Source organism: Citrobacter amalonaticus (genome assembly GCF_018323885.1).
In the GTDB taxonomy this organism is placed as follows: Bacteria; Pseudomonadota; Gammaproteobacteria; order Enterobacterales; family Enterobacteriaceae; genus Citrobacter_A; species Citrobacter_A amalonaticus.
In genome coordinates this window covers 2,207,509-2,231,725 of sequence record NZ_AP024585.1, presented here as the reverse complement: position 1 = coordinate 2,231,725, position 24,217 = coordinate 2,207,509, and the positions used below count along the sequence as shown (strand labels likewise).

Below are 24,217 nucleotides of genomic sequence, written 5' to 3'. Positions count from 1 at the left end.
ATAAAATCAGTTAGCCAGACGCGTAGCGTCAGCTCGAACAGAAGAAGGGACTAAAGCGCGTTGCGCCAGTGCTGCTCACCTGCAAGCAGGAAAGAGGAGGAAGTGCGAAGAAGAATTTGTGTAGAAAAAAACGTCCTGAACATATTGTCCATAATATTACAATTATCCGCAGTGTTGCTTCTCGTCATCGCGGATGATAATTGTCCTCGGTAGTTGAACACGCCTGATTTGTATCATAGGCCAGGAATTAACTCAAAACCTTTTCACTTCTTTACCCGAATCGTTTGATTTTTCTCAGGACGATTCGACCACAATCACATTATTATACGCGGCAAGCAGAAAAATACAGGACGCTCCATGGCAAAACCAATCATCACGCTGAACGGTCTTAAGATCGTCATTATGCTGGGAATGCTGGTGATCATTCTTACCGGTATCCGCTTTGCGGCGGATATTATTGTGCCATTTATTCTGGCGTTATTTATTGCCGTCGTCCTCAGCCCGCTGGTACAGCGGATGGTGAAACTGCGCGTTCCGCGCGTGCTGGCGATATCCTTGCTGGTGATCATCATCGTCATGGCGATGGTGTTACTGCTCGCTTACCTCGGAACGTCCCTCAACGAACTGGCGCGCACCCTGCCCCAGTATCGTTCCTCACTGGTCATTCCGCTGAAAAACCTCGAGCCCTGGCTGGTCCGCTTAGGCATCGGCGTCTCAGTAGATGAGATGGTGAAGTATATTGACCCCAACGCGGCGATGACCCTGATCACCAATTTGCTGGCGCAATTAACCAATGCCATGTCATCGATATTTTTACTCCTGCTGACAGTGGTCTTTATGCTGCTGGAAGTGCCGCAACTCCCCACTAAATTCCAGCAGATTATGGTCCGTCCGGTCGAGGGGATGGCCGCCATTCAGCGCGCCATTGATAGCGTATCGCACTATCTGGTGCTGAAAACGGCAATCAGTCTGGTCACCGGGCTGGTGGTCTGGGGCATGCTGTCGGCACTGGACGTTCGATTCGCCTTTATCTGGGGGCTGTTGGCCTTTGCACTCAACTACATCCCAAACATTGGTTCAGTGCTGGCGGCGATCCCGCCCATCATTCAGGTGTTGGCGTTTGGCGGCCTGTACGATGCGCTGGTGGTGCTGGCGGGCTATCTGATCATCAACCTGGTGTTCGGCAATATCCTTGAACCACGCATCATGGGACGCGGTCTGGGGCTCTCTACGCTGGTGGTGTTTCTGTCGTTGATCTTCTGGGGTTGGCTGCTGGGTCCGGTGGGGATGCTGCTTTCGGTACCGCTGACCATTATCGTCAAGATTGCGCTGGAACAATCCGTTGGTGGGCAAAGTATTGCCATTCTGTTAGGCGATGCAAATAAAAAGTGACCGACGTAAAAACGGCCTCCGCAGAGGCCGTTTCAACAGAACAACGGATTACAGCGCTTTCAGAATCGCATCCACGCTGGCTTTGGCATCGCCAAACAGCATATGGGTGTTCTCTTTGAAGAACAGCGGGTTCTGCACACCGGCGTAGCCGGTATTCATCGAACGTTTGAAGACAATTACGTTCTGCGCTTTCCACACTTCCAGCACCGGCATCCCAGCGATAGGACTGTTTGGATCGTCCTGCGCCGCCGGGTTCACGGTATCATTCGCGCCAATAACCAACACGGTGTCGGTATCGGCGAAATCATCGTTGATCTCGTCCATTTCCAGCACGATGTCGTAAGGCACTTTCGCTTCCGCCAACAGTACGTTCATGTGACCAGGCAGACGACCTGCCACCGGATGGATGCCGAAACGTACCTTGATACCGCGCGCGCGCAGCTTCTCGGTAATTTCCGCGACCGGATACTGTGCCTGCGCCACCGCCATGCCGTAGCCCGGGGTGATGATCACCGTATGCGAGTTTTTCAGCATATCCGCAGTCTCTTCTGCGCTGATCTCACGGTGTTCGCCCACTTCTTCATCACCACTGGACGCCGTACCATCGGTACCAAAGCCCCCTGCAATCACGCTGATGAACGAGCGGTTCATCGCCTTACACATGATGTAAGACAGAATCGCACCGGAAGAACCCACCAGCGCACCGGTCACGATCAGCAGGTCGTTGCTCAGCATGAAGCCCGCCGCCGCTGCCGCCCAACCCGAATAGGAGTTCAGCATGGAGACCACGACCGGCATATCCGCCCCGCCAATGGACGCCACCAGGTGCCAGCCAAACGCCAGCGCAATAATGGTCATCACCAGCAGTGCCAGGACCTGCAAGCCAACGCTTTCGGTACGGACAAAAACCACCAGCAGCAGGAAAGAGACCACCAGCGCCGCGAGGTTCATTTTGTGACGGTTCGGCAGCATCAGCGGTTTAGAAGAGATCTTGCCGCGCAGCTTACCAAATGCCACCACTGAACCGGTAAAGGTCACCGCACCGATAAAGATGCCAAGGAACACTTCGGTCAGGTGAATATTAACCAGAATCGGCTCAAGGCCCGCTTCGTGATACAGATAGCTGTTGAAGCCGACCAGTACCGCAGCCAGGCCGACGAAGCTGTGCAGAATCGCCACCAGTTCCGGCATTTCGGTCATTTCAACTTTCTTCGCCAGACGAATACCAATCGCGCCGCCGATGATCATTGCCACCAGGATCCAGGCAACGTTGCCGGTGTCCGGGCCAAAAATCGTGGCAATCAGCGCAATCGCCATCCCGGCGATACCGAAGTTGTTACCCTGCTGAGACGTTTCATGTTTTGAAAGTCCCGCCAGACTGAAAATAAACAGGATCGCGGCAACAATGTATGCAGCTGTAACTAATCCTCCAGACATGTGTTACCCCTTAGTTTTTCCGGAACATTTTCAGCATGCGCTGAGTCACGGTGAAGCCACCGAAAATATTGATGCTGGCAATCAGGACCGCGATGAAGCTCAGGAAGCTAACCCAGCCGCCCTGGCCAATCTGCAATAGCGCGCCAACCACGATGATCCCCGAAATGGCGTTGGTCACGGACATCAGCGGCGTATGCAGAGCATGAGAGACGTTCCAGACCACGTAGTAGCCCACCACGCAAGACAGTGCGAACACCGTAAAGTGACCGAGGAACTCTTTCGGCGCGACGTCTGCCAGCCAGCCGAACAGAATGATCGCCAGCGCCATCAGCGCGTATTTACGCCACGGCGATGCCGGTTTTTCCGGCTCTTTTGCAACCGGTGCGGCTTTCGCAGCGGCCTGCGGTTGAGCAGATACCTGAATCGGCGGCGCCGGCCAGGTAATTTCGCCTTCACGCACGACCGTGACGCCACGCACGACGACGTCGTCGAAATCAACGGTGATATTGCCGTCTTTCTCTTTGCACAGCAGTTTAAGCAGGTTAACAAGGTTGGTGCCGTACAGCTGTGAAGACTGTGTCGGCAGACGCCCTGGCAAGTCGGTATAACCGATCACCTTAACGCCGTTGGCCGTGGTTGTGACCTGATTGGCGACGGTGTATTCGCAGTTCCCGCCGTTTTGCGCCGCCAGATCGACAATCACGCTGCCCGCTTTCATGGAATCAACCATTTCGCGGGTGATCAGTTTCGGTGCTGGTTTACCCGGAATCAGCGCAGTGGTGACAATAATGTCGACCTCTTTTGCCTGCGCAGCAAACAGCGCCATTTCCGCTTTGATAAACGCTTCAGACATCACTTTGGCGTAACCGTCACCGCTTCCCGCTTCCTCTTTGAAATCCAGTTCGAGGAATTCAGCGCCCATACTCTGGACCTGTTCTTTCACTTCCGGACGGGTGTCAAAGGCACGCACAATCGCGCCCAGGCTGTTCGCAGCGCCTATGGCGGCCAGACCAGCAACACCGGCCCCGATCACCATCACTTTGGCTGGAGGGACTTTACCCGCAGCGGTGATCTGCCCGGTAAAGAAGCGGCCAAACTCGTGTGCGGCTTCCACAATCGCCCGATAACCGGCAATGTTTGCCATCGAGCTTAATGCATCCAGCGACTGCGCACGTGAAATACGCGGTACAGAATCCATTGCCATCACCGTCACATTACGCTCGGCGAGCTTTTGCATTAACTCTGGATTCTGCGCAGGCCAGATAAAGCTGACCAGCGTGGTGCCCGGATTGAGTAACGGAATTTCTGCATCTTCCGGTGCGTTAACCTTCAGAATGATCTCTGATTGCCAGACAGCGCTGCTATCGACAATTTCCGCGCCCGCTTCTACAAAAGCTTTATCGTCAAAACTCGCCAGTCCACCCGCGCCGCTCTCAACCGCGACGGTGAAACCCAACTTCAGCAGTTGCTCAACCGTTTTCGGCGTCGCTGCTACGCGGGTTTCATTGGTAAACCGTTCTTTTGGTATGCCAATTCGCATAATGTTCCCTTCCATCGGTATTTTTGATGATGGTTTGTCAGTTAACGTGGAATTGCGCAGGCAATTTCACGCAGGAGGTATAGGTTACCCCGGAAAAATAAAACAGTAACAAACTCTCTATAACGTACTGAAAATAGCGCTTGTGATCTAGCGCCAAAAAACAGTATTTGTCGGGTTATCAGCAAAACAGGAACGATTCAGCCTTCTGACCGGGATAATGACCTTCAATTCGTGGTGAAAGGCCCATAAATCGCTCATACGATGCGGCAAAACATGATTAAGCGCCACGGCAGATCAACTAATTAACATTAAATTAACTTATAAAATTCAGTACGTTCATCAGTTTTTACTGTGAAATGACCATTTTTTCGACATATCATAATTTGTTATCGACCTTGTGACCTCATCTGCTGTGTCGATTGAAAAATCACGCAGACAGTCACCGGGTTTAAATGCAATAATCAGCCACGTTTCTAGTCAATAACAATACCAGTACCTGGTTTGCGCAAGGCGAAGGATTATTTTTATGAAGCTTAAGAACACACTCCTGGCGTCCGCACTTCTTTCTGCGACGGCTTTTTCCGTAAACGCAGCAACAGAATTGACGCCGGAGCAAGCGGCAGCACTGAAACCTTACGACCGTGTCACGGTCACAGGCCGTTTTAATGCGATTGGCGATGCGGTGAAGGCCGTTAACCGCCGCGCAGATAAAGAAGGCGCCGCCTCATTTTATGTTGTCGATACATCTGATTTTGGTAACAGCGGTAACTGGCGTGTTGTTGCAGACTTCTACAAAGCCGACGCCGAGAAAGCGGAAGCCAGCAAGAACCGCGTGATCAATGGCGTGGTTGAATTGCCAAAATCAGAAGCCGTCATGCTGGAACCGTATGATACCGTTACGGTACAGGGTTTCTACCGCAGCCAGCCGGAAGTGAATGATGCCATCACCAAAGCGGCAAAAGAAAAAGACGCTTACGCCTTCTACATCGTGCGTCAGATCGATGCGAACCAGGGCGGTAACCAGCGCATTACAGCTTTTATCTATAAAAAAGATGCGAAGAAACGCGTGGTGCAGAGCCCTGACGCGATCCCGGCGGATTCCGATGCCGGTCGCGCAGCGTTAGCTGCTGGTGGAGAAGCGGCGAAAAACGTCGAAATTCCTGGCGTTGCAACTACCGCGTCGCCGAGTTCTGAAGTTGGACGTTTCTTCGAAACGCAATCCACGAAAGGTGGGCGTTACACTGTCACTCTTCCGGATGGCACCAAAGTTGAAGAGCTGAACAAAGCCACGGCGGCCATGATGGTGCCGTTCGACAGCATCAAGTTCACCGGCAACTACAGCAGCATGACTGAAGTCTCTTACCAGGTTGCCAAGCGTGCAGCGAAGCAAGGGGCTAAGTATTACCACATTACCCGCCAGTGGCAGGAACGTGGTAACAACATGACCATCAGCGCCGATCTGTATAAATAAGGCTCTCCGGTCATAAAATAAGGCGGCTTTATGCCGCCTTTCGCTTTATCAGGCACAAATTTTCCTCTGATCATTGCATGCAGTCTCTTCTCTCCGTAAAATCCCGCGCCTTAGTGGCTTTCACCATTTTTATGCGCTTTGCCACAATAATTATTCTCCATCGATCGTTTGTACCACGGGATAACCATGGAAAAGAAACTGGGACTGAGCGCTCTCACCGCGCTGGTTTTAAGCTCAATGCTTGGCGCAGGTGTTTTCAGTCTGCCGCAGAATATGGCCGCTGTCGCCAGCCCGTCGGCGTTACTTATTGGCTGGGCGATTACCGGGGCCGGGATATTGCTGCTGGCGTTTGCCATGCTAATCCTGACCCGTATCCGTCCCGAACTGGATGGCGGCATCTTCACCTATGCCCGCGAAGGTTTCGGTGAGCTGATCGGGTTCTGCTCGGCCTGGGGCTACTGGCTGTGCGCGGTGATTGCCAACGTCTCCTATCTGGTCATTGTCTTCTCTGCTCTCAGTTTCTTCACCGATACGCCGGAGTGGCGTCTGTTTGGCGACGGCAATACCTGGCAGGCGATCGTCGGTGCGTCGATTCTGCTGTGGGTGGTGCATTTTCTGGTGCTGCGCGGCGTACAAACGGCGGCCAGCATCAACCTGGTGGCAACGCTGGCGAAATTGCTGCCGCTCGGTCTGTTTATCCTGCTGGCCTTTATGGCGTTTAAGCTTGAGGTTTTCAGCCTCGACTTTACCGGCCTCGCGCTGGGTGTCCCGGTCTGGGAACAGGTTAAGAACACGATGCTCATCACGCTGTGGGTATTCATCGGTGTGGAAGGCGCGGTCGTCGTCTCGGCGCGGGCGCGTAACAAACATGATGTCGGTCGCGCCACGCTGTTAGCGGTGCTCTCTGCGCTTGCCGTTTATCTGCTGGTCACTCTGCTCTCGCTTGGCGTAGTTGCCCGCCCGGAACTGGCGGAGATCCGTAACCCGTCAATGGCAGGTCTGATGGTCAAAATGATGGGGCCGTGGGGTGAGATTATCATTGCGGCGGGTCTGATTGTCTCCGTTTGTGGAGCCTATCTGAGCTGGACGATTATGGCGGCGGAAGTCCCGTTCCTTGCCTCAACGCATAAAGCCTTCCCGCGGATTTTCGCCCGTCAAAATGCGCAAGGCGCGCCATCGGCTTCACTGTGGCTCACCAACCTCTGCGTTCAGGTCTGTCTGGTGCTGATCTGGCTAACCGGTTCGGATTACAACACGCTGCTGACCATCGCCTCAGAGATGATTCTGGTCCCCTATTTCCTCGTCGGCGCCTTCCTGCTGAAAATCGCCACCCGTCCGCTTCATCAGGCGGTAGGTGTCGGTGCATGCATTTATGGCTTATGGTTATTGTATGCTTCCGGGCCGATGCACCTGCTGCTCTCCGTGGTGCTTTATGCTCCGGGTCTGCTGGTGTTCCTGTATGCTCGTAAGACGCATACGCATGATAACGTTTTGAACCGACAGGAAATGGTTCTGATTGGTCTGTTGCTGGTTGCCGCCGTACCGGCGACCTGGCTGCTGGTGGGGTAAACGCATCCCATCGTTTGACGCTAATAGCCTGATTCGCAGGCGCATAAGGAGTTTTTCGATGGGAACCCAACACCCTCTGCCCATTTTAGTGACCGGTGGTGGCCGCCGTATCGGCCTCGCCATTGCCTGGCACTTTATCAACCAGAAACAGCCGGTGATCGTCAGTTACCGGACGCATTATCCGGCGATTGACGGGCTGACCAAAGCGGGCGCCCTGTGCATTCAGGCTGATTTCTCCACCAATGAAGGCATTCTTACCTTCGCCGATACGGTAAAAGAACGCGCCAGCGGTCTGCGCGCCATCGTCCACAATGCCAGCGCATGGATGGCAGAGAAGCCGGGAACACCGCTCTCTGATGTCCTGGCCTGTATGATGCAAATCCACGTCAATGCCCCCTATCTGCTTAACCATGCGCTCGAAGGCATGCTACGCGGGCATGGTCACGCCGCCGCTGACATCATTCACTTTACCGACTACGTTGTGGAGAAAGGCAGTGACAAGCATATCGCTTATGCCGCCAGTAAAGCGGCGCTGGATAATATGACCCGTTCATTTGCCCGCAAGCTCGCGCCAGAGGTGAAGGTCAACGCCATTGCCCCTTCGCTGATCCTGTTTAACGAGGGGGATGACGCCGAGTACCGCCAGCAGGCGCTAAACAAATCGCTGATGAAAACGGCTCCGGGGGAAAAGGAGGTGATCGATTTAATCGATTATCTGCTAACCAGTTGTTTTGTGACGGGTCGTAGCTTCGCCGTAGACGGTGGCCGTCATCTGCGTTAGTGCAGTTTGACCCAGCAAAAGATCAGCAGCCAGGCGCTCAGGCACCAGCAGATCACTGCCCCGCCCAGCGCCACTGGCAGCTTCAGAAAACCGGTGAAATACCACAGCGAAACGAGATAGACAAAATAGGGAATAATCGACCACATGCTGAAGACAATGGTCGTTCTTAGCGCGTCAATGCCCCGCTCGCTGGCCACGATATAATGGGCAATCAGCGCGAATGTCGGGAACAGCGGGATGAGCCCTGCAATGTAGTAATTCTTCGTTTTTGCCAGCAACCCAATCAACACCACAACCAGCGCACCCAGCGCGGCTTTAATCACGAGTCCCATTACCTTGCCTTTACACATCAATAACATCAGCAACCAGCATAACGGAAGCATCACCGTTTAGGAAAGATTAATGGAAGGTAACGCCCCGGCGGTGTATGTTGACGTTTTTGATCGGCAATCAAGACGATGAACACGATTGTATTTGTTGAAGACGATCCTGAGGTCGGCGCGCTCATTGCGGCCTATCTGGCTAAACACGATTTCGATGTGATTGTCGAGCCGCGTGGCGATCTGGCTGAAGCGCGGATCCTCCAGGTTCAGCCGGACCTGGTATTGCTGGATATTATGCTCCCCGGTAAAGACGGCATGACTCTCTGTCGTGACCTGCAAGGGCAATGGCAGGGCCCGATCGTCCTCCTCACTTCGCTGGACAGCGACATGAACCACATCCTGGCGCTGGAAATGGGCGCCTGCGATTACATTCTGAAGACCACGCCACCAGCGGTCTTGCTGGCCCGTCTGCGGCTGCATCTGCGACAGAGCGATCAGTCAGGCCATAGCAAAGGGATTCAGCCTGCCGCCGTCACGCCGCATAAAACGCTGCGCTTTGGTTCCCTGACTATCGACCCCATCAACCGTGTCGTTTTGCTCAGTGGTGAACAGGTTATACTTTCCACCGCGGATTTCGAGCTGCTATGGGAACTCGCCACGCACGCCGGTCAGATTATGGACCGCGATGCGCTGCTGAAAAATCTGCGCGGTGTAAGCTACGACGGCATGGATCGCAGCGTCGATGTCGCCATTTCGCGTCTGCGTAAGAAACTGCTCGATAATGCGGCTGAACCCTATCGTATTAAAACGGTACGCAATAAAGGCTATCTGTTTGCCCCGCACGCCTGGGATGATGTGCCATCACGGCATTCGGGGATGTAAATGAAGAAACTGTTCGTGCAGTTTTATCTCCTGCTGTTTGTCTGCTTTCTGGTGATGACCCTGCTGGTCGGGCTGGTGTATAAATTCACCGCAGAGCGGGCTGGCAGGCAGTCGCTCGATGACCTGATGAAAAGCTCGCTGTATCTGATGCGCAGCGAGTTACGCGAGATCCCGCCGCGCGACTGGGGTAAAACGCTCAAAGAGATGGACCTCAATCTCTCTTTTGACCTGCGCGTTGAGCCACTGACAAAATTCACGCTGGATGATCAGAGTATGCAGCGTCTGCGTGAAGGCGACATCATTGCACTCGACGATCAGTACACCTTCATTCAGCGCATTCCGCGCAGTCATTACGTGCTGGCCGTGGGTCCCGTACCCTATCTCTATTTTCTCCATCAGATGCGCCTGCTGGATATCGCGCTGATGGCGTTTATCGCCATCTCACTGGCCTTTCCGGTGTTTATCTGGATGCGTCCACACTGGCAGGAAATGCTGCGACTGGAAGCCGCCGCCCAGCGGTTCGGTAAAGGTCATCTCAGTGAACGACTGCATTTTGACAGCGGCTCCAGTTTTGAACGGCTGGGCATTGCTTTTAATCAGATGGCGGACAATATCAATGCGTTGATTGCCAGTAAAAAACAGCTGATCGACGGGATTGCCCATGAATTGCGCACCCCGCTGGTTCGCCTTCGCTACCGACTGGAGATGAGTGAAAATCTCACGGAACAAGAATCTCTGGCACTCAATCGCGATATCGGACAGCTCGAAGCCTTAATTGAGGAGCTGTTAACTTACGCCCGCCTCGACAGGCCGCAGAATGAACTGCATCTTAGCGAGCCGGATCTCCCGGCCTGGCTCACAGCGCATATTGATGATGTGCAAAGCGTGAATCCTGATCGGACATTGCAGGTTCCGCATCTCGCCCGGGGTAACTACGGTGCGCTGGATATGCGACTGATGGAGCGCGTGCTGGATAATCTGCTGAACAACGCGCTGCGCTACTGCCAGTCCACGGTGCAGATAAGCCTGCAGCTCAGCGATCGTTTCGCCACGCTGACTGTCGACGATGACGGACCGGGCATTGCCCCGGAAGCCAGGGAGACTGTTTTTGAGCCTTTTGTCCGTCTGGATCCGAGTCGGGACCGCGCCACCGGCGGGTGCGGTCTGGGTCTGGCGATTGTCTATTCCATCGCCCAGGCGATGGGTGGCACGGTGAGCTGCGGGGAAAGTGAACTGGGTGGCGCTCGCTTCAGCTTTTGTTGGCCGATCTGGCACACAATTCCTGAATTAACCGCTGGCTGACGCTATTCGCACGGTAGTCGCAGGCGAGATAACGTGCTATATATAGAGTATGTTGTAACTAATGAGGTGCGCAATGGCCCGTTACGATCTTGTCGACAGACTGAACACCACATTTCGCCAGATGGAGCAGACGCTGGCTGAACTAACGCAAGCGCTCGGAGAACATCATCTGATGATTGCCCGTGTCTTTTCGCTGCCGGAGGTAACCAAAGAGGCCGAGCACGCCCCGCTGGATACCATTGCGGTGAAGCAGCATCTGGGTAAAGAGGCCGAAGCGTTGGCGCTGGCGCACTATCGCCACCTGTTTATTCAGCAGCAGTCCGAAACACGTAGCAGTAAAGCGGCGGTGCGTCTGCCGGGCGTGCTGTGCTATCAGGTGGGCAGTGCCAGCCAGGCGGCGCTGGAAAATCTGGTACAGCGCATCAATCAGTTGAAAACCACTTTTGAGCATATTGTCACCGTGGAGTCCGGTTTGCCGTCTGCGGCGCGCTTTGAATGGGTCCATCGCCATCTGCCGGGGCTGATTACGCTCAATGCCTATCGGACGCTGACGGTGATAAACGATCCGGCGACGTTGCGTTTTGGCTGGGCGAATAAACATATCATCAAGAATTTGCAACGCGATGAGGTACTGGCGCAACTGGAAAAGAGTCTGAATACGCCGCGCAGCGTACATCCCTGGACCCGCGAGGAGTGGCAGGCAAAACTGGAGCGTGAATATCAGGATATCGCCGCCCTGCCACAACAGGCAAAACTCAAAATTAAGCGTCCGGTCAAAGTCCAGCCCATTGCCCGGGTCTGGTACAAAGGCGAGCAAAAGCAGGTACAGCATGCCTGCCCTACGCCGCTTATCGCGTTGATCAATACGGAAAACGGCGCAGGTATGCCGGATATTGGCGAGCTACTGAACTACGATGCCGAAAACATACAGCATCGATTTAAACCGCAGGCGCAGCCGCTGCGTCTGATAATTCCGCGGCTGCACCTGTATGTAGCGGATTAACGACCTGGTTTCATACTGCCGACCATCTGCTCTGGCCGCACCCAGCTGTCAAACTCCACTTCGGTGAGATAGCCCAGCGCCAGAGCCGCAGCTTTCAGCGTCAGCCCCTCTTTATGTGCTTTCTTGGCGATTTCCGCCGCTTTGTCGTAGCCGATATGGGTATTCAACGCGGTGACAAGCATCAGTGATTCATTGAGCAACTGATTAATCCGCTCACGATTGGGTTCGATACCGACCGCACAATGCTCGTTGAAACTTTCCATACCGTCCGCCAGCAGACGCACCGATTGCAGGAAGTTGTGGATCACCATCGGACGGAAGACGTTCAGTTCGAAGTTACCTGATGCGCCGCCGATGTTAATCGCCACATCGTTCCCCATCACCTGACAACACAGCATCGTCAGCGCCTCACACTGGGTCGGGTTAACCTTGCCCGGCATGATCGAGCTGCCCGGTTCATTTTCCGGGATGGCGATTTCGCCAATGCCACAGCGTGGCCCCGACGCCAGCCAACGCACATCGTTGGCGATTTTCATTAGCGACGCCGCCAGCCCTTTCAGCGCGCCGTGAGCATGAACCAGCGCATCACAGGTCGCCAGCGCTTCGAACTTGTTCGGCGCGGTGACAAAGGGAGCCTGGGTGATGGCCGCCAGTTCATCGGCGACGCGACGGGCATATTCCGGATGCGTATTCAGCCCGGTGCCGACCGCTGTTCCGCCCAACGCCAGTTCCGCCACGTGCGGCAGACTGTTTTCAATGTGCCTCAGGTTATGTTCTAACATCGCCACCCAGCCAGAAATCTCCTGTCCCAGCGTCAGCGGCGTGGCGTCCTGGAGATGAGTACGGCCAATTTTGACAATATCGGCGAAAGCGTCTGATTTCTCGTTCAGCGTCTTCAACAACACCTGCAACTGCGGAATCAAATGATTGCGCAACGCCAGCAGCGCAGCCACATGCATTGCCGTCGGGAAGACGTCGTTCGAACTCTGGCTCTTGTTGACGTCATCATTTGGATGGACTTTGCGCTCCATGCCGCGAACGCCGCCCAACAGCTCACTGGCCCGGTTTGCCAGCACTTCGTTCATATTCATGTTGCTTTGCGTACCCGACCCGGTCTGCCAGATAGCCAGAGGGAATTCCTCCGCGTGTTTATCTGCCAGCACCTCATCCGCGGCCTGCATAATGGCGGCAGCTTTGTCGGCGGCCAGCAACCCTAAATCGTCGTTAACCTTTGCCGCTGCACGCTTGGTGAGCGCCAGCGCGTGGATCAGCGAGACGGGCATTTTCTCGGTGGAGATCCGAAAATGCTCAAGTGAACGTTGGGTTTGTGCCCCCCACAGTTTATCTGCCGGGACATCAATCGCGCCCATCGAATCTTTCTCGCTGCGTACCGTTACCATGACCTGCTCCTTATATAATGAATTGATTAGGTTATGTTCGACATTGCCCACATGCTTGCGGTCTTATGAGTATCAACGATGACAGCACCACCGTTTGGTGGTTTGTGCGATAAAAAAAACCGCCCCGAAGGGCGGCTGACGTTACTTAACGCAGCGTGCGCACTGCGACGTCTGAATCTGCTGGAAGAAGTCGTTTCCTTTATCGTCAACGAGAATAAAGGCCGGGAAATCTTCGACTTCGATTTTCCAGATCGCTTCCATTCCCAGTTCCGGATACTCCACGCACTCCAGGCTCTTGATGCTGCCCTGCGCCAGTACGGCCGCCGGACCACCAATGCTGCCGAGGTAGAATCCGCCGTGTTTTTGACAGGCGTCAGTCACCTGCTGACTGCGGTTACCCTTCGCCAGCATGATCATACTCCCGCCCTGCGACTGAAGCTGATCAACATACGAATCCATACGCCCGGCGGTGGTCGGACCGAGTGAACCGGAGGCATAGCCTTCTGGCGTCTTCGCCGGACCGGCGTAGTAAATCGGGTGATCTTTTACATACTGCGGCAGCCCTTCGCCATTATCCATCCGCTCTTTTAATTTAGCGTGCGCGATATCACGAGCAACAATGATCGTGCCGTTCAGGGAAAGACGGGTCGACACCGGGTATTGCGACAGCTGTTCGAGGATCGCTTTCATTGGACGATTCAGGTCAACACGAACCGCTTCCCCTTCGCCCGCTTTACGCAGTTCTTCAGGAATGTATTTACCCGGATTGTGCTCCAGCTTCTCGATCCAGATGCCTTTACGGTTGATCTTCGCTTTGATGTTGCGATCTGCTGAGCAGGAGACGCCCATCCCGACCGGACAGGATGCGCCGTGGCGCGGCAGACGGATCACGCGAATATCGTGGGCAAAGTATTTGCCGCCAAACTGCGCGCCTAAACCAAGGTTTTGCGCCTCCGTCAGCAGTTCATTTTCCAGCTCGACGTCACGGAACGCCTGACCATGTTCATTCCCTTCGGTCGGCAGTTCGTCATAGTATTTCGCCGACGCCAGCTTCACGGTTTTCAGGTTCGCCTCTGCCGACGTCCCACCGATCACAAAGGCGATGTGGTATGGCGGACATGCTGCGGTTCCCAGCGTCCGCATCTTCTCAACCAGGTAGTTTTTCAGTTTGCCCGGTGTGAGCAGCGCTTTGGTTTCCTGATAGAGATAAGTCTTGTTTGCGGAGCCGCCGCCCTTCGCGATGCAAAGGAATTTGTATTCATCGCCATCGACGCTGTAGAGGTCAATCTGCGCCGGCAGGTTGGTGCCGGTGTTCACCTCTTTATACATATCCAGCGCGGCGTTTTGCGAGTAGCGCAGGTTATCTTCGATGTAGGTGTTGTATACCCCACGCGCCAGCGCCGCCTCATCACCACCACCGGTCCAGACGCGCTGGCCTTTTTTGCCGACAATAATCGCCGTGCCGGTATCCTGGCAGGTTGGCAAAATACCCTTCGCCGCGATGTCAGAGTTACGCAGGAACTGCAGCGCCACATATTTGTCGTTTTCGCTGGCGTCCGGGTCGCGCAGAATATCAGCAACCTGTTGTTGGTGTGCGGGGCGCAGCATAAATGAGGCGTCATGGAAGGCCTGGCGCGCGAGCAGTGTTAACGCTTCCGGATCGACTTTAAGGATCTCTTGTCCTTCAAATTCGGCGACGGAGACGTATTCACTGGTCAGCAGGGTGTATTCGGTATCATCCTTTTTAAGGGGAAAAGGATCCTGATAATGAAAGGGTTTGTTTGACATTGTTCTCTCACTTACTGCTCGGTCTGATTTTCTTAGGCTTCAGGGCAGATGTTCCATTGCCCTCGTTAAAAGCGAGTTACACTATCCTACACAATTTTTTAACAAAAACTGAGACAAGTACGACTTTTTGCGCCCACAGGTTACTTCCCACAGGTTTCTTGCTTTAATAGTCGAATTAAGTTCCCACTGATTTCCAACTTGCAACAGGGCATTGAACATGCAAAAACTCATCAACTCCGTGCAGAACTACGCCTGGGGAAGTAAAACGGCGCTGACGGAACTCTATGGTCTGGCGAATCCGCAGCAGTTACCTATGGCAGAGCTGTGGATGGGCGCCCACCCGAAAAGCAGTTCGAAAATTGAAGATGCCAGCGGTCAGGTCGTCTCGCTGCGCGATGTGATTGACGGCAATCAATCCGCGCTGCTGGGTGATGCCGTGGCAAAGCGATTCGGCGAATTGCCGTTCCTGTTCAAAGTGCTTTGCGCCGCGCAGCCGCTGTCCATCCAGGTGCATCCGAACAAGCGCAATTCTGAAATTGGCTTCGCTAAAGAGAACGCCGCCGGTATCCCGATGGATGCCGCAGAGCGCAACTACAAAGATCCCAATCACAAGCCGGAGCTGGTCTTCGCGCTGACCCCGTTCCTTGCCATGAACGCGTTTCGCGAGTTCTCTGAAATCGTTTCGCTGCTGCAACCGGTGGCTGGTGCACACACTGCCATCGCTCATTTTCTCGAACAGCCCAACGCCGAGCGGCTGAGCCAGTTGTTTGCCGCTCTGTTAAGTATGCAGGGTGAGGAGAAATCCCGTGCGCTGGCAATTCTGAAAGCGGCGCTGGAAACCCAGCAAGGCGAGCCGTGGCAGACCATCCGTCTTATCGCGGAGTTTTACCCGGACGACAGCGGCCTCTTCTCACCTCTGCTACTGAACGTGGTGAAGCTCAATCCAGGTGAAGCGATGTTCCTGTTCGCCGAAACGCCGCATGCCTATCTGCAAGGTGTGGCGCTGGAAGTGATGGCCAACTCCGATAACGTGCTGCGCGCGGGTCTGACGCCGAAATACATCGACATTCCGGAACTGGTTGCCAATGTGAAGTTTGAAGCAAAACCGGCGAACCAGTTGTTGACCACGCCGGTGAAACATGGCGCGGAACTTGATTTCCCGATCCCGGTTAATGATTTCGCGTTCTCCCTGCACGACCTGTCTGCGCAAGAAACCGCGATTGACCAGCAAAGCGCCGCGATACTCTTCTGCGTTGAGGGCGAAGCTATCCTGCGCAAAGGCGAGCAGCGCCTGGTGCTGAAACCGGGAGAATCGGCATTTATCAGCGCCGAAGAGTCGCCGGTGAGCGTCAGCGGCGTGGGCCGTGTGGCGCGGGTTTACAACAAACTCTAGCAACTTACTGAATTTTGTAGTTACTCTTGCTAAGCTTGTAATCGGCTTATGACTTTGCCAGGCGGTCTCTACCGCCTGGTTTCATTTTATGGATAAACAATATGAAAAAATCGCTGGTAGCTGCAGGTGTGATTGTCGCACTCGGCGTCGTCTGGACGGGCGGTGCGTGGTACACAGGTAAAAAGCTGGAAACCCATCTTGCTGAGATGGTCGACCAGGCCAATGCGCAGATTAAACTCACCGCGCCGGAAGCAAACGTGGAACTCGCTTATCAGAACTATCAGCGTGGCATCTTCAGCAGCCAGTTACAGTTGGTGCTCAAGCCGGTGGCCGGAAAAGAAAATCCCTGGCTGAAAGCTGGCCAAAGCGTGGTGCTTGACGAATCCGTCGATCACGGCCCCTTCCCGTTCGCGCAACTGAAAACCTTTAATCTTCTGCCGTCGATGGCCTCGGTGAAGACGACCCTGGTCAACAATGACGTCAGCAAACCGCTCTTTGAGATGGCGAAAGGTGAAACGCCTTTTGAGATCAATTCGCGAATCAGCTACAGCGGCGATACCCGTTCCGCAATGTCGCTGAAACCGCTGAACTACGAAAAAGGGGCGGAGAAAGTCGCCTTCAGCGGCGGCGAATTTATTTTCAATGCCGATAAAGAAGGCAACGTGGTTTCCCTTTCCGGTGAAGCGAAGAGCGGTCTGGTCGATGCGGTGAACGAGTACGATCAAAAGGTCCAGCTCTCCTTTAACGACCTGAAAACAGAAGGTTCCAGCACGCTTGCCAGCTTTGGTGAGCGCGTCGGCGATCAGAAAGTCACGATTGGGAAAATGGCCCTCGCCGTTGAAGGCAAAGAGATGGCGCTGCTGGAAGGCATGGAGATCAGTGGGAAGACCGATCTCGTGGATGACGGTAAAACCATCAACAGCCAACTGGATTACACCCTGAACAGCCTCAAGGTTCAGAATCAGGATCTGGGAAGCGGCAAGCTGACGCTGAAAGTCGGTCAGATTGACGGCGCGGCATGGCATCAGTTTAGCCAGCAGTATAATGCCCAGACCCAGGCGCTGTTATCGCAGCCGGACGTGGCGGACAACCCGGAACTGTATCAGCAGAAAGTGACCGAAGCTTTCTTTGGTGCCCTGCCGCTGTTGATGAAAGGCGAACCGGTCATTACCATTGCGCCGTTGAGCTGGAAAAATGCCAAAGGCGAAACGGCGCTGAATTTGTCCCTGTTCCTGAAGGATCCGGCCACCGCGCAAGGTGAACCGCAAACGCTGGCCGACGAAGTCGACCGCTCGGTGAAATCGCTCGACGGTAAGCTGTCAATTCCGGTGGATATGGCCGTTGAGTTTATGACTCAGGTCGCCCGTCTGGAAGGTTATCAGCAGGATGAAGCCGCTAAACTTGCCAACCAGCAGGTGAAAGGCCTGGCCGCGATGGGACAGATGTTCCGCATTACCACCCTTGAGGACAACACCATTGGCACCAGCCTGCAGTACGCGAATGGTCAGGTGACCTTAAACGGGAAGAAGATGCCGCTGGAGGAGTTTGTCGGAATGTTCGGCATGGTGCTGCCCCAGCCGTAATCACCAGAACCCCTCTGCGGAGGGGTTTATTCTTGCACCACCAGTCGCGCAGATAGCGTCTGACTGCGGGTGTGACTTTCCTCACGCGCAATGCGTTGCAGGATGCGTTCCGCCAGACTGTAGCCCATTTCCCGCGCCGGCATTGTCGCCCAGACAATTGGCAGATCGTCCAGCGCGTTTTCCGCCACATCGGCAAAGGCGCCTAATGAAACCTGCTGCTCAAAGTAGCGATCAACCCCCACTTCACCGCTCTGCCGTCCCGCCCGCATCAGGCCAAACCATGCGCCCATCGCAATCGTTTCGTTGTAGCACACCACGGCGCTGATGGTCGGATTGCGTCGTAGTAACGCGCCGATGGCCTCGGCGGCCTGCTTCTGGCTGGATGCGCATTCCATGACCCAGTCGCTGTGAAACGGTAAACCGTATTTCAGCAGTGTCGCACAATAGCCGCCGACGCGTTCCGCACGCGTTAATGATGAACTCTGCCCACCCAACCATGCAATGCGCTGATGACCGTGACGAATCAGATGCTCCGTCAACAATTGCGCGGCCTGCATATTGTCCGGACGCACGGTATCTACGTCGTCCAGATAACTGGCTCGCGAGGCGAAAACCACCGGAATGCCCTTTTCTTCCGCCATCAGGCGCAGGTCATCGCTGCTGCCCGCCGCCCCGGCGATCACCACGCCGTCAACGCCCTGATTCAGGAGCATGGCAAAACGCTGCGCCAGTTGTTCACCATCCTGACCACCATGCAATAAAAACGCCATCCGGCCCTGTGCTTCCAGTGCTTCCGTTAATCCCGCCGTCAGTTCAGCATAAAACGGAGCCGACAGATCGCGGACAATCAATCCAATCACTCCGCTCTGGCCCCCCCGTAACACCGAAGCCTGACGGTTACGCACAAAACCGAGTTGTTCTATCGCCGCATTCACCCGTTCGCCGGTGGCGGTTGAAATACGACCTTTGCCGCTGAGTACCAGTGAAACCGTGCTGACGGAGACGCCCGCCGCCAGTGCAACATCGTGGATAGTGATTTTTTTGGCTATGGCCATAAAAACGCCAGACTCCCTGATAATGTGACAGATAAAACGTTTTATCTATTACCTCTATTTATACGCGTTAATATCGTTTGATAATGTGATTTTCACCGCACTAAAAAGTGATAAAACGTTTTATCTTCTTGATCAAATTTTCTCATTACCGATGGATTTGCACAAGGAGTCGTTAGATGACGGCGAAAACAACACCAAAAATTACGCTGTGGGAATTTTTCCAGCAGTTAGGGAAAACGTTTATGCTGCCCGTGGCGCTGCTTTCGTTTTGCGGGATTATGCTGGGGATTGGCAGTTCGCTAAGCAGCCACGATGTGATCACCCTGCTTCCGGCACTGGGTAATCCGGTGCTACAGGCCATCTTTACCTGGATGAGCAAAGTTGGCTCCTTTGCCTTCAGTTTCCTGCCGGTGATGTTCTGTATTGCGATCCCGCTTGGGCTGGCGCGCGAAAACAAAGGCGTGGCGGCGTTTGCCGGTTTTGTCGGTTACGCGGTAATGAACCTCGCCGTCAACTTCTGGCTGACAGCAAAGGGTATTCTGCCGACCACCGATGCGGCGGTCCTGAAAGCCAACAACATCCAGAATATCCTCGGTATTCAGTCAATTGACACCGGGATCCTCGGTGCGGTAATCGCCGGTATTATCGTGTGGATGCTGCACGAGCGTTTTCATTACATTCGTTTGCCGGATGCGCTGGCCTTCTTCGGCGGCACCCGCTTTGTCCCAATCGTCTCCTCAGTGGTGATGGGACTGGTTGGTCTGGTGATCCCGTTGGTGTGGCCGGTTTTCGCGATGGGGATCAGCGGTCTGGGTCATATGATTAACAGTGCGGGCGACTTTGGTCCGATGCTGTTTGGTACGGGCGAACGCCTGCTGTTGCCGTTTGGTTTGCATCACATTCTGGTGGCGTTAATTCGTTTTACCGACGCCGGGGGCACCCAGGAAGTGTGCGGTCATACGGTGAGCGGCGCGCTGACCATTTTCCAGGCGCAACTGAGTTGCCCGACCACGCAGGGCTTCTCAGAAAGCGCCACCCGCTTCCTGTCACAGGGTAAAATGCCGGCATTTCTCGGCGGCTTGCCAGGTGCGGCGTTAGCGATGTACCACTGCGCGCGTCCTGAGAATCGTCACAAGATCAAAGGGCTGCTGATCTCGGGTCTGATTGCCTGCGTCGTTGGCGGCACCACGGAACCACTGGAATTCCTGTTCCTGTTTGTCGCTCCGGTGCTGTATGTCATTCACGCATTGCTGACCGGTCTGGGCTTTACCATGATGTCGGTTCTGGGTGTGACTATCGGTAATACTGACGGCAATATCATTGACTTTGTGGTGTTTGGGATCCTCCACGGACTGTCCACCAAATGGTATCTGGTACCGGTCGTCGCGGCAGTCTGGTTCGTGGTGTACTATGCTATCTTCCGCTTCGCTATCACTCGCTTTAACCTCAAAACACCGGGTCGTGACAGTGAGATTGCCAGCTCGATCGAAAAAGCCGTTGCCGGTACGCCGGGAAAATCAGGTTATAACGTACCTGCTATTCTGGCTGCGCTGGGCGGTGCGGATAACATCGTTACTCTGGATAACTGCATTACCCGACTGCGTCTTTCTGTTAAGGATATGTCGCAGGTTGATGTGCAGGCGCTGAAGGACAATCGTGCCATTGGTGTCGTGCAGTTGAATCAACATAACCTGCAGGTGGTGATTGGCCCGCAGGTCCAGTCGGTTAAAGATGAAATGGCCGGTCTGATGAACACCGTTCAGGCATAAGGACACGCACATGTTTGATTTTTCACAGGTTGTTGACCGTCACGGTACATGGTGCACGCAATGGGATTACGTAGCCGATCGCTTCGGCACTGCCGACCTGCTGCCGTTTACTATCTCTGATATGGATTTCGCGACGGCTCCCTGCATCCTGGAGGCGCTGAATCAGCGCCTCGCTCACGGTGTGCTGGGCTACAGTCGCTGGAAGAATGAGGCGTTTCTCGGCGCGATTGCCCACTGGTTTGCCCGGCGCCACAATACGCGTATCGATACCGGATCGCTGGTGTATGGCCCTTCCGTGATCTATATGGTGTCACAGCTCATCCGCCAGTGGTCTTCTGTCGGTGACGGCGTGGTGCTCCATACCCCAGCCTATGACGCATTCTATAAGGCTATCGAAGGCAATCAGCGCCATGTTGTTCCGGTGGCACTGGAACAGCGCAATGGCCACTGGCATTGCGATATAGAGAAACTGGATGCGGCGCTGGCGCGTCCGGAAAGTAAAATTTTGCTGCTGTGCAGTCCGCATAACCCGACCGGTAAAGTCTGGACGCGCGAGGAACTGGAAGCGATGGCGGAACGCTGCCAGCGTCACGGCGTGCGGGTCATATCTGATGAAATTCATATGGATATGGTCTGGGGCGAACAGCCGCACATCCCCTGGAGCAATGTGGCGCGTGACAATTGGGCGCTGTTTACCTCTGGCTCCAAAAGCTTCAATATTCCGGCGTTAACCGGCGCTTACGGGATGATTGAAGACGCTGACAGTCGTGATACGTATCTCAACGCGTTGAAAGGTCGCGACGGTCTGTCCTCTCCCGCCGTGCTGGCACTGACTGCTCATATCGCGGCCTATGAACAGGGTGAGCCGTGGCTGGACGCGCTACGGGCGTATCTCCGGGACAATCTACACTACATTGCAGATACGCTGAACGACGCTTTTCCTGAACTTAACTGGCCGGTGCCGCAGTCGACCTATCTCGCGTGGATCGATCTGCGGGTATTAAACGTTGATGATAATGCATTGCAGAATGCGCTGATTCAGCAGGAAAAAATCGCCATCATGCCCGGCTTTACTTACGGTGATGAAGGACGCAGTTTTGTACGACTGAATGCCGGTTGTCCACGTTCAAAACTCGAAAAAGGCGTGAACGGATTAATTAACGCGATCCGATCGGTACGCTGACCCCGGTTGCGCAATGGAATTAATCATTGCGCAACATAGCTTTTCTCCTGCTTTTGTTTTTATAATAGCTCGCACTTTTATATACGAATAATGAGTGCGACCATGATTGATAATTCCCTGCCGTTAACTGACATTCATCGCCACCTTGATGGTAACATCCGGGCACAAACCATTCTGGATCTTGGCCGCCAGTTCAATTTGCCCCTCCCCGCGCAAACCCTTGAAACGCTGATCCCTCATGTACAGGTCACGGCCACTGAACCGGATCTGGTTAGCTTTCTGTCGAAACTGGACTGGGGCGTGAAAGTCTTAGCGTCCCTCGACGCCTGTCGCCGCGTCGCGTTTGAAAATATCGAAGACGCCGCGCGCAATGGCCTGCACTATGTAGAACTGCGTTTTTCTCCGGGCTACATGGCAATGACACATCAGTTGCCGGTTGCTGGCGTGGTGGAAGCGGTCATAGCTGGCGTACATGAAGGCTGTAAAACCTTTGGCGTGCAGGCGCAACTGATAGGCATCATGAGCCGGACCTTCGGCGAGGCCGCGTGTCTACAGGAGCTGGAAGCACTGCTGGCGCACCGCGATCGGATCACCGCGCTTGACCTTGCCGGTGATGAACTGGGCTTCCCCGGCAGCCTGTTCCTGTCCCATTTCAACCGCGCGCGTGACGCAGGCTGGCACATTACGGTGCACGCCGGAGAAGCTGCCGGTCCGGAAAGCATCTGGCAGGCCATTCGCGAACTGGGTGCGGAACGCATCGGCCACGGCGTGAAAGCGGTTGAGGATCCGGCGCTGATGGATTTCCTCGCGGAACAACGGATTGGCATCGAATCCTGTCTGACGTCGAATATTCAGACCAGCACCGTGGCATCATTGTCCGCGCATCCGCTGAAAACGTTCCTCGAGCATGGCGTCCTCGCCAGCCTGAATACTGACGATCCGGCGGTTCAGGGAGTGGATATCATTCACGAATATACCGTTGCGGCACCGGCAGCAGGACTGAGCCGTGAGCAGATTCGTCAGGCACAGATTAACGGACTGGAAATCGCCTTCCTGAACGCGGCGGAAAAACAGGCGCTGCGAGAAAAAGTGGCGGCGGCATAACGAAAAGAGGCCCGACGTGATTCATCGGGCCTTTCAGACATCAGGCAAGACATAACGTCGAACGATGTTTCGCCGACTCAATTCCCAGCTCAATCAGTTCCATAATCTGGATAGCCTGGCTCGCCGGTACCGGGTTCTCTCCGTGACCATTCAACGCATCGCGGATCCCGGCATAGTACGCCGGATAATTCCCCGGCACGGTCAGCCAGGTCTCTTCCACCCGTGTTTCGCCTTCAACGCGTGTGACGATGCCATCACGCATATCGTAGCCCCAGTCTTCTTGCGGCAGGCGCTCGCCATTTTTCAGACGCTCTTCCTGCGGATCCAGACCGTACTTCACATAGCTGCCGCGCGAACCATGCACGATGTAACGCGCCGATTCCGCTGCCGCCAGCATCGTACCGTGTAAGATCACCCGACGCTGCGGGTAGGAAAGCGTGGCATGGAAGTAGTCCGTTGACTGTGCCCCCGGGCGCAACTGGGCCAAATCTACCGTCATGCTGACAGGCAGACCGAACAGATTGATCGCCTGATCAAGCAGATGCGGTGCCAGATCGTACCAGATACCGCTTCCCGGTCCCCCTTGCTCACGCCAGCGATCCCGTACCTGCGGACGAAAGCGGTCGAAATGCGATTCAAAATAGGCGACCTCACCCAAAACGCCTTCCGCCAGCATCGCTTTCAGGGTCAAAAAGTCACTGTCCCAACGACGGTTGTGGAAAACAGAGAGCACCCGTCCCAGACTGCGTGCCAGCGCATCCAGTTCGCGCGCTTGTGACAGTGTCACGGTGAAAGGTTTATCAACCACCACATGTTTACCCGCTTCCAGCGCCGCTTTGGCCAGCGGGAAATGGGTATCGTTTGGTGTGGGTATGACGATCAGATCAATATTAGGGTCGTTAAACAGATGCTTCGGCTCAGAGACAACGGCCACGGAAGGCCAGTCCGCCTTCACTTTCGCTGCATCGCTACTGGAAACGACGGCCAGTTCCAGTCCCGGCGTGCCATCAATCAGGGGGGCATGGAACGTTTTACTGGCGTATCCGTAGCCAATCAGTCCTACACGGATGTTGTCACTCATATATATGCCTCTCGTTTCAGTCTGTGACTATTTCACACTATCCATGAACCACTCACAATAGTTTAATAACCCTGAGGCTATAAAGGTCGTTATTTAACTTAAGTCAAATAAATGTCACTTTCGGGCAGTTTGTCGGTATAAAGTCGCTGAAATCGTTCCCG

Annotated in this window: 20 protein-coding genes; 12 read left to right on the top strand and 8 right to left on the bottom strand. The window is 54.5% G+C overall.

Features of this window, described 5'->3' with window-relative positions; all coding sequences use genetic code 11:
- Positions 1 to 50 precede the first annotated feature (50 nt).
- A complete protein-coding gene (locus KI228_RS24590) occupies positions 51 to 221 on the bottom strand; it encodes a protein YdgV (protein WP_080343303.1) in 171 nt (56 codons plus the stop codon).
- Between the two features lie 136 nt (positions 222 to 357).
- Between KI228_RS24590 and KI228_RS10485 the strand changes: the two genes are divergently transcribed.
- A complete protein-coding gene (locus KI228_RS10485) occupies positions 358 to 1,392 on the top strand; it encodes an AI-2E family transporter (protein WP_043000765.1) in 1,035 nt (344 codons plus the stop codon).
- Positions 1,393 to 1,440: 48 nt separating this feature from the next.
- Here KI228_RS10485 and pntB read toward each other — a convergent pair whose 3' ends face one another.
- Both pntB and pntA read right to left on the bottom strand, forming a co-directional pair.
- A complete protein-coding gene (pntB, locus tag KI228_RS10480; protein WP_043000766.1) occupies positions 1,441 to 2,829 on the bottom strand; it encodes a Re/Si-specific NAD(P)(+) transhydrogenase subunit beta in 1,389 nt (462 codons plus the stop codon).
- A 10-nt stretch (positions 2,830 to 2,839) separates the two neighbouring features.
- A complete protein-coding gene (gene pntA, locus KI228_RS10475) occupies positions 2,840 to 4,369 on the bottom strand; it encodes a Re/Si-specific NAD(P)(+) transhydrogenase subunit alpha (RefSeq protein WP_212807572.1) in 1,530 nt (509 codons plus the stop codon).
- Positions 4,370 to 4,895: 526 nt separating this feature from the next.
- On the opposite strand from pntA, the gene ydgH reads away from it, so the two are divergent.
- From ydgH to folM, 3 genes are all read left to right on the top strand, one after another.
- Entirely contained in the window at positions 4,896 to 5,840 is a 945-nt protein-coding gene (gene ydgH, locus KI228_RS10470) for a DUF1471 family protein YdgH (protein ID WP_043000768.1), read from the top strand.
- 186 nt (positions 5,841 to 6,026) lie between these two features.
- A complete protein-coding gene (locus KI228_RS10465; RefSeq protein ID WP_044265337.1) occupies positions 6,027 to 7,409 on the top strand; it encodes an amino acid permease in 1,383 nt (460 codons plus the stop codon).
- Between the two features lie 58 nt (positions 7,410 to 7,467).
- A complete protein-coding gene (gene folM / locus KI228_RS10460) occupies positions 7,468 to 8,190 on the top strand; it encodes a dihydromonapterin reductase (RefSeq protein ID WP_043000770.1) in 723 nt (240 codons plus the stop codon).
- Here the strand turns inward: folM and KI228_RS10455 are convergent.
- Positions 8,187 to 8,522 (bottom strand): GlpM family protein, encoded by a 336-nt coding sequence (locus tag KI228_RS10455; RefSeq protein WP_042319174.1) that lies wholly within the window; start codon positions 8,520 to 8,522, stop codon positions 8,187 to 8,189. The genes folM and KI228_RS10455 overlap by 4 nt on opposite strands.
- Positions 8,523 to 8,648: 126 nt before the next feature.
- Between KI228_RS10455 and rstA the strand changes: the two genes are divergently transcribed.
- The 3 genes from rstA (at position 8,649) to tus (ending at position 11,700) form a co-directional block, all read left to right on the top strand.
- Positions 8,649 to 9,395, top strand: coding sequence for a two-component system response regulator RstA (gene rstA / locus KI228_RS10450; RefSeq protein WP_043000771.1), 747 nt, complete (start codon positions 8,649 to 8,651; stop codon positions 9,393 to 9,395).
- A complete protein-coding gene (gene rstB, locus KI228_RS10445; RefSeq protein WP_104010314.1) occupies positions 9,396 to 10,697 on the top strand; it encodes a two-component system sensor histidine kinase RstB in 1,302 nt (433 codons plus the stop codon).
- 73 nt (positions 10,698 to 10,770) lie between these two features.
- Complete coding sequence (gene tus / locus KI228_RS10440) at positions 10,771 to 11,700, top strand: DNA replication terminus site-binding protein (protein ID WP_061070157.1); 930 nt, start codon at positions 10,771 to 10,773, stop codon at positions 11,698 to 11,700.
- On the opposite strand, the gene fumC is transcribed toward tus, so the two are convergent.
- Positions 11,697 to 13,100 carry a class II fumarate hydratase gene (gene fumC / locus KI228_RS10435; protein ID WP_043000774.1) on the bottom strand — a complete coding sequence of 468 codons (1,404 nt, stop codon included), beginning with the start codon at positions 13,098 to 13,100 and terminating at the stop codon, positions 11,697 to 11,699. The genes tus and fumC overlap by 4 nt on opposite strands.
- Positions 13,101 to 13,241: 141 nt before the next feature.
- The gene (fumB, locus tag KI228_RS10430; RefSeq protein ID WP_044254633.1) at positions 13,242 to 14,888 is read right to left on the bottom strand and encodes a class I fumarate hydratase; all 1,647 of its coding nucleotides are present in this window, start codon (positions 14,886 to 14,888) and stop codon (positions 13,242 to 13,244) included.
- Between the two features lie 217 nt (positions 14,889 to 15,105).
- Between fumB and manA the strand changes: the two genes are divergently transcribed.
- Positions 15,106 to 16,281, top strand: a complete 1,176-nt coding sequence (gene manA / locus KI228_RS10425) for a mannose-6-phosphate isomerase (protein WP_061070158.1) — start codon at positions 15,106 to 15,108, stop codon at positions 16,279 to 16,281.
- Positions 16,282 to 16,382: 101 nt separating this feature from the next.
- On the top strand, positions 16,383 to 17,864 hold the full coding sequence (locus KI228_RS10420; protein ID WP_044254638.1) for a YdgA family protein: 1,482 nt from the start codon (positions 16,383 to 16,385) through the stop codon (positions 17,862 to 17,864).
- A gap of 26 nt (positions 17,865 to 17,890) precedes the next feature.
- On the opposite strand, the gene KI228_RS10415 is transcribed toward KI228_RS10420, so the two are convergent.
- Complete coding sequence (locus KI228_RS10415; RefSeq protein WP_043000778.1) at positions 17,891 to 18,919, bottom strand: Mal regulon transcriptional regulator MalI; 1,029 nt, start codon at positions 18,917 to 18,919, stop codon at positions 17,891 to 17,893.
- A 176-nt stretch (positions 18,920 to 19,095) separates the two neighbouring features.
- Between KI228_RS10415 and malX the strand changes: the two genes are divergently transcribed.
- The 3 genes from malX (at position 19,096) to add (ending at position 22,975) form a co-directional block, all read left to right on the top strand.
- Complete coding sequence (malX, locus tag KI228_RS10410) at positions 19,096 to 20,688, top strand: PTS maltose transporter subunit IICB (RefSeq protein ID WP_141227514.1); 1,593 nt, start codon at positions 19,096 to 19,098, stop codon at positions 20,686 to 20,688.
- Positions 20,689 to 20,698: 10 nt separating this feature from the next.
- Entirely contained in the window at positions 20,699 to 21,871 is a 1,173-nt protein-coding gene (locus KI228_RS10405; protein ID WP_061070160.1) for a MalY/PatB family protein, read from the top strand.
- 102 nt (positions 21,872 to 21,973) lie between these two features.
- Positions 21,974 to 22,975, top strand: coding sequence for an adenosine deaminase (gene add, locus KI228_RS10400; RefSeq protein WP_043000781.1), 1,002 nt, complete (start codon positions 21,974 to 21,976; stop codon positions 22,973 to 22,975).
- A 40-nt stretch (positions 22,976 to 23,015) separates the two neighbouring features.
- Here the strand turns inward: add and KI228_RS10395 are convergent, their stop codons facing one another.
- A complete protein-coding gene (locus KI228_RS10395; protein ID WP_043000782.1) occupies positions 23,016 to 24,056 on the bottom strand; it encodes an oxidoreductase in 1,041 nt (346 codons plus the stop codon).
- Positions 24,057 to 24,217 lie beyond the last annotated feature (161 nt).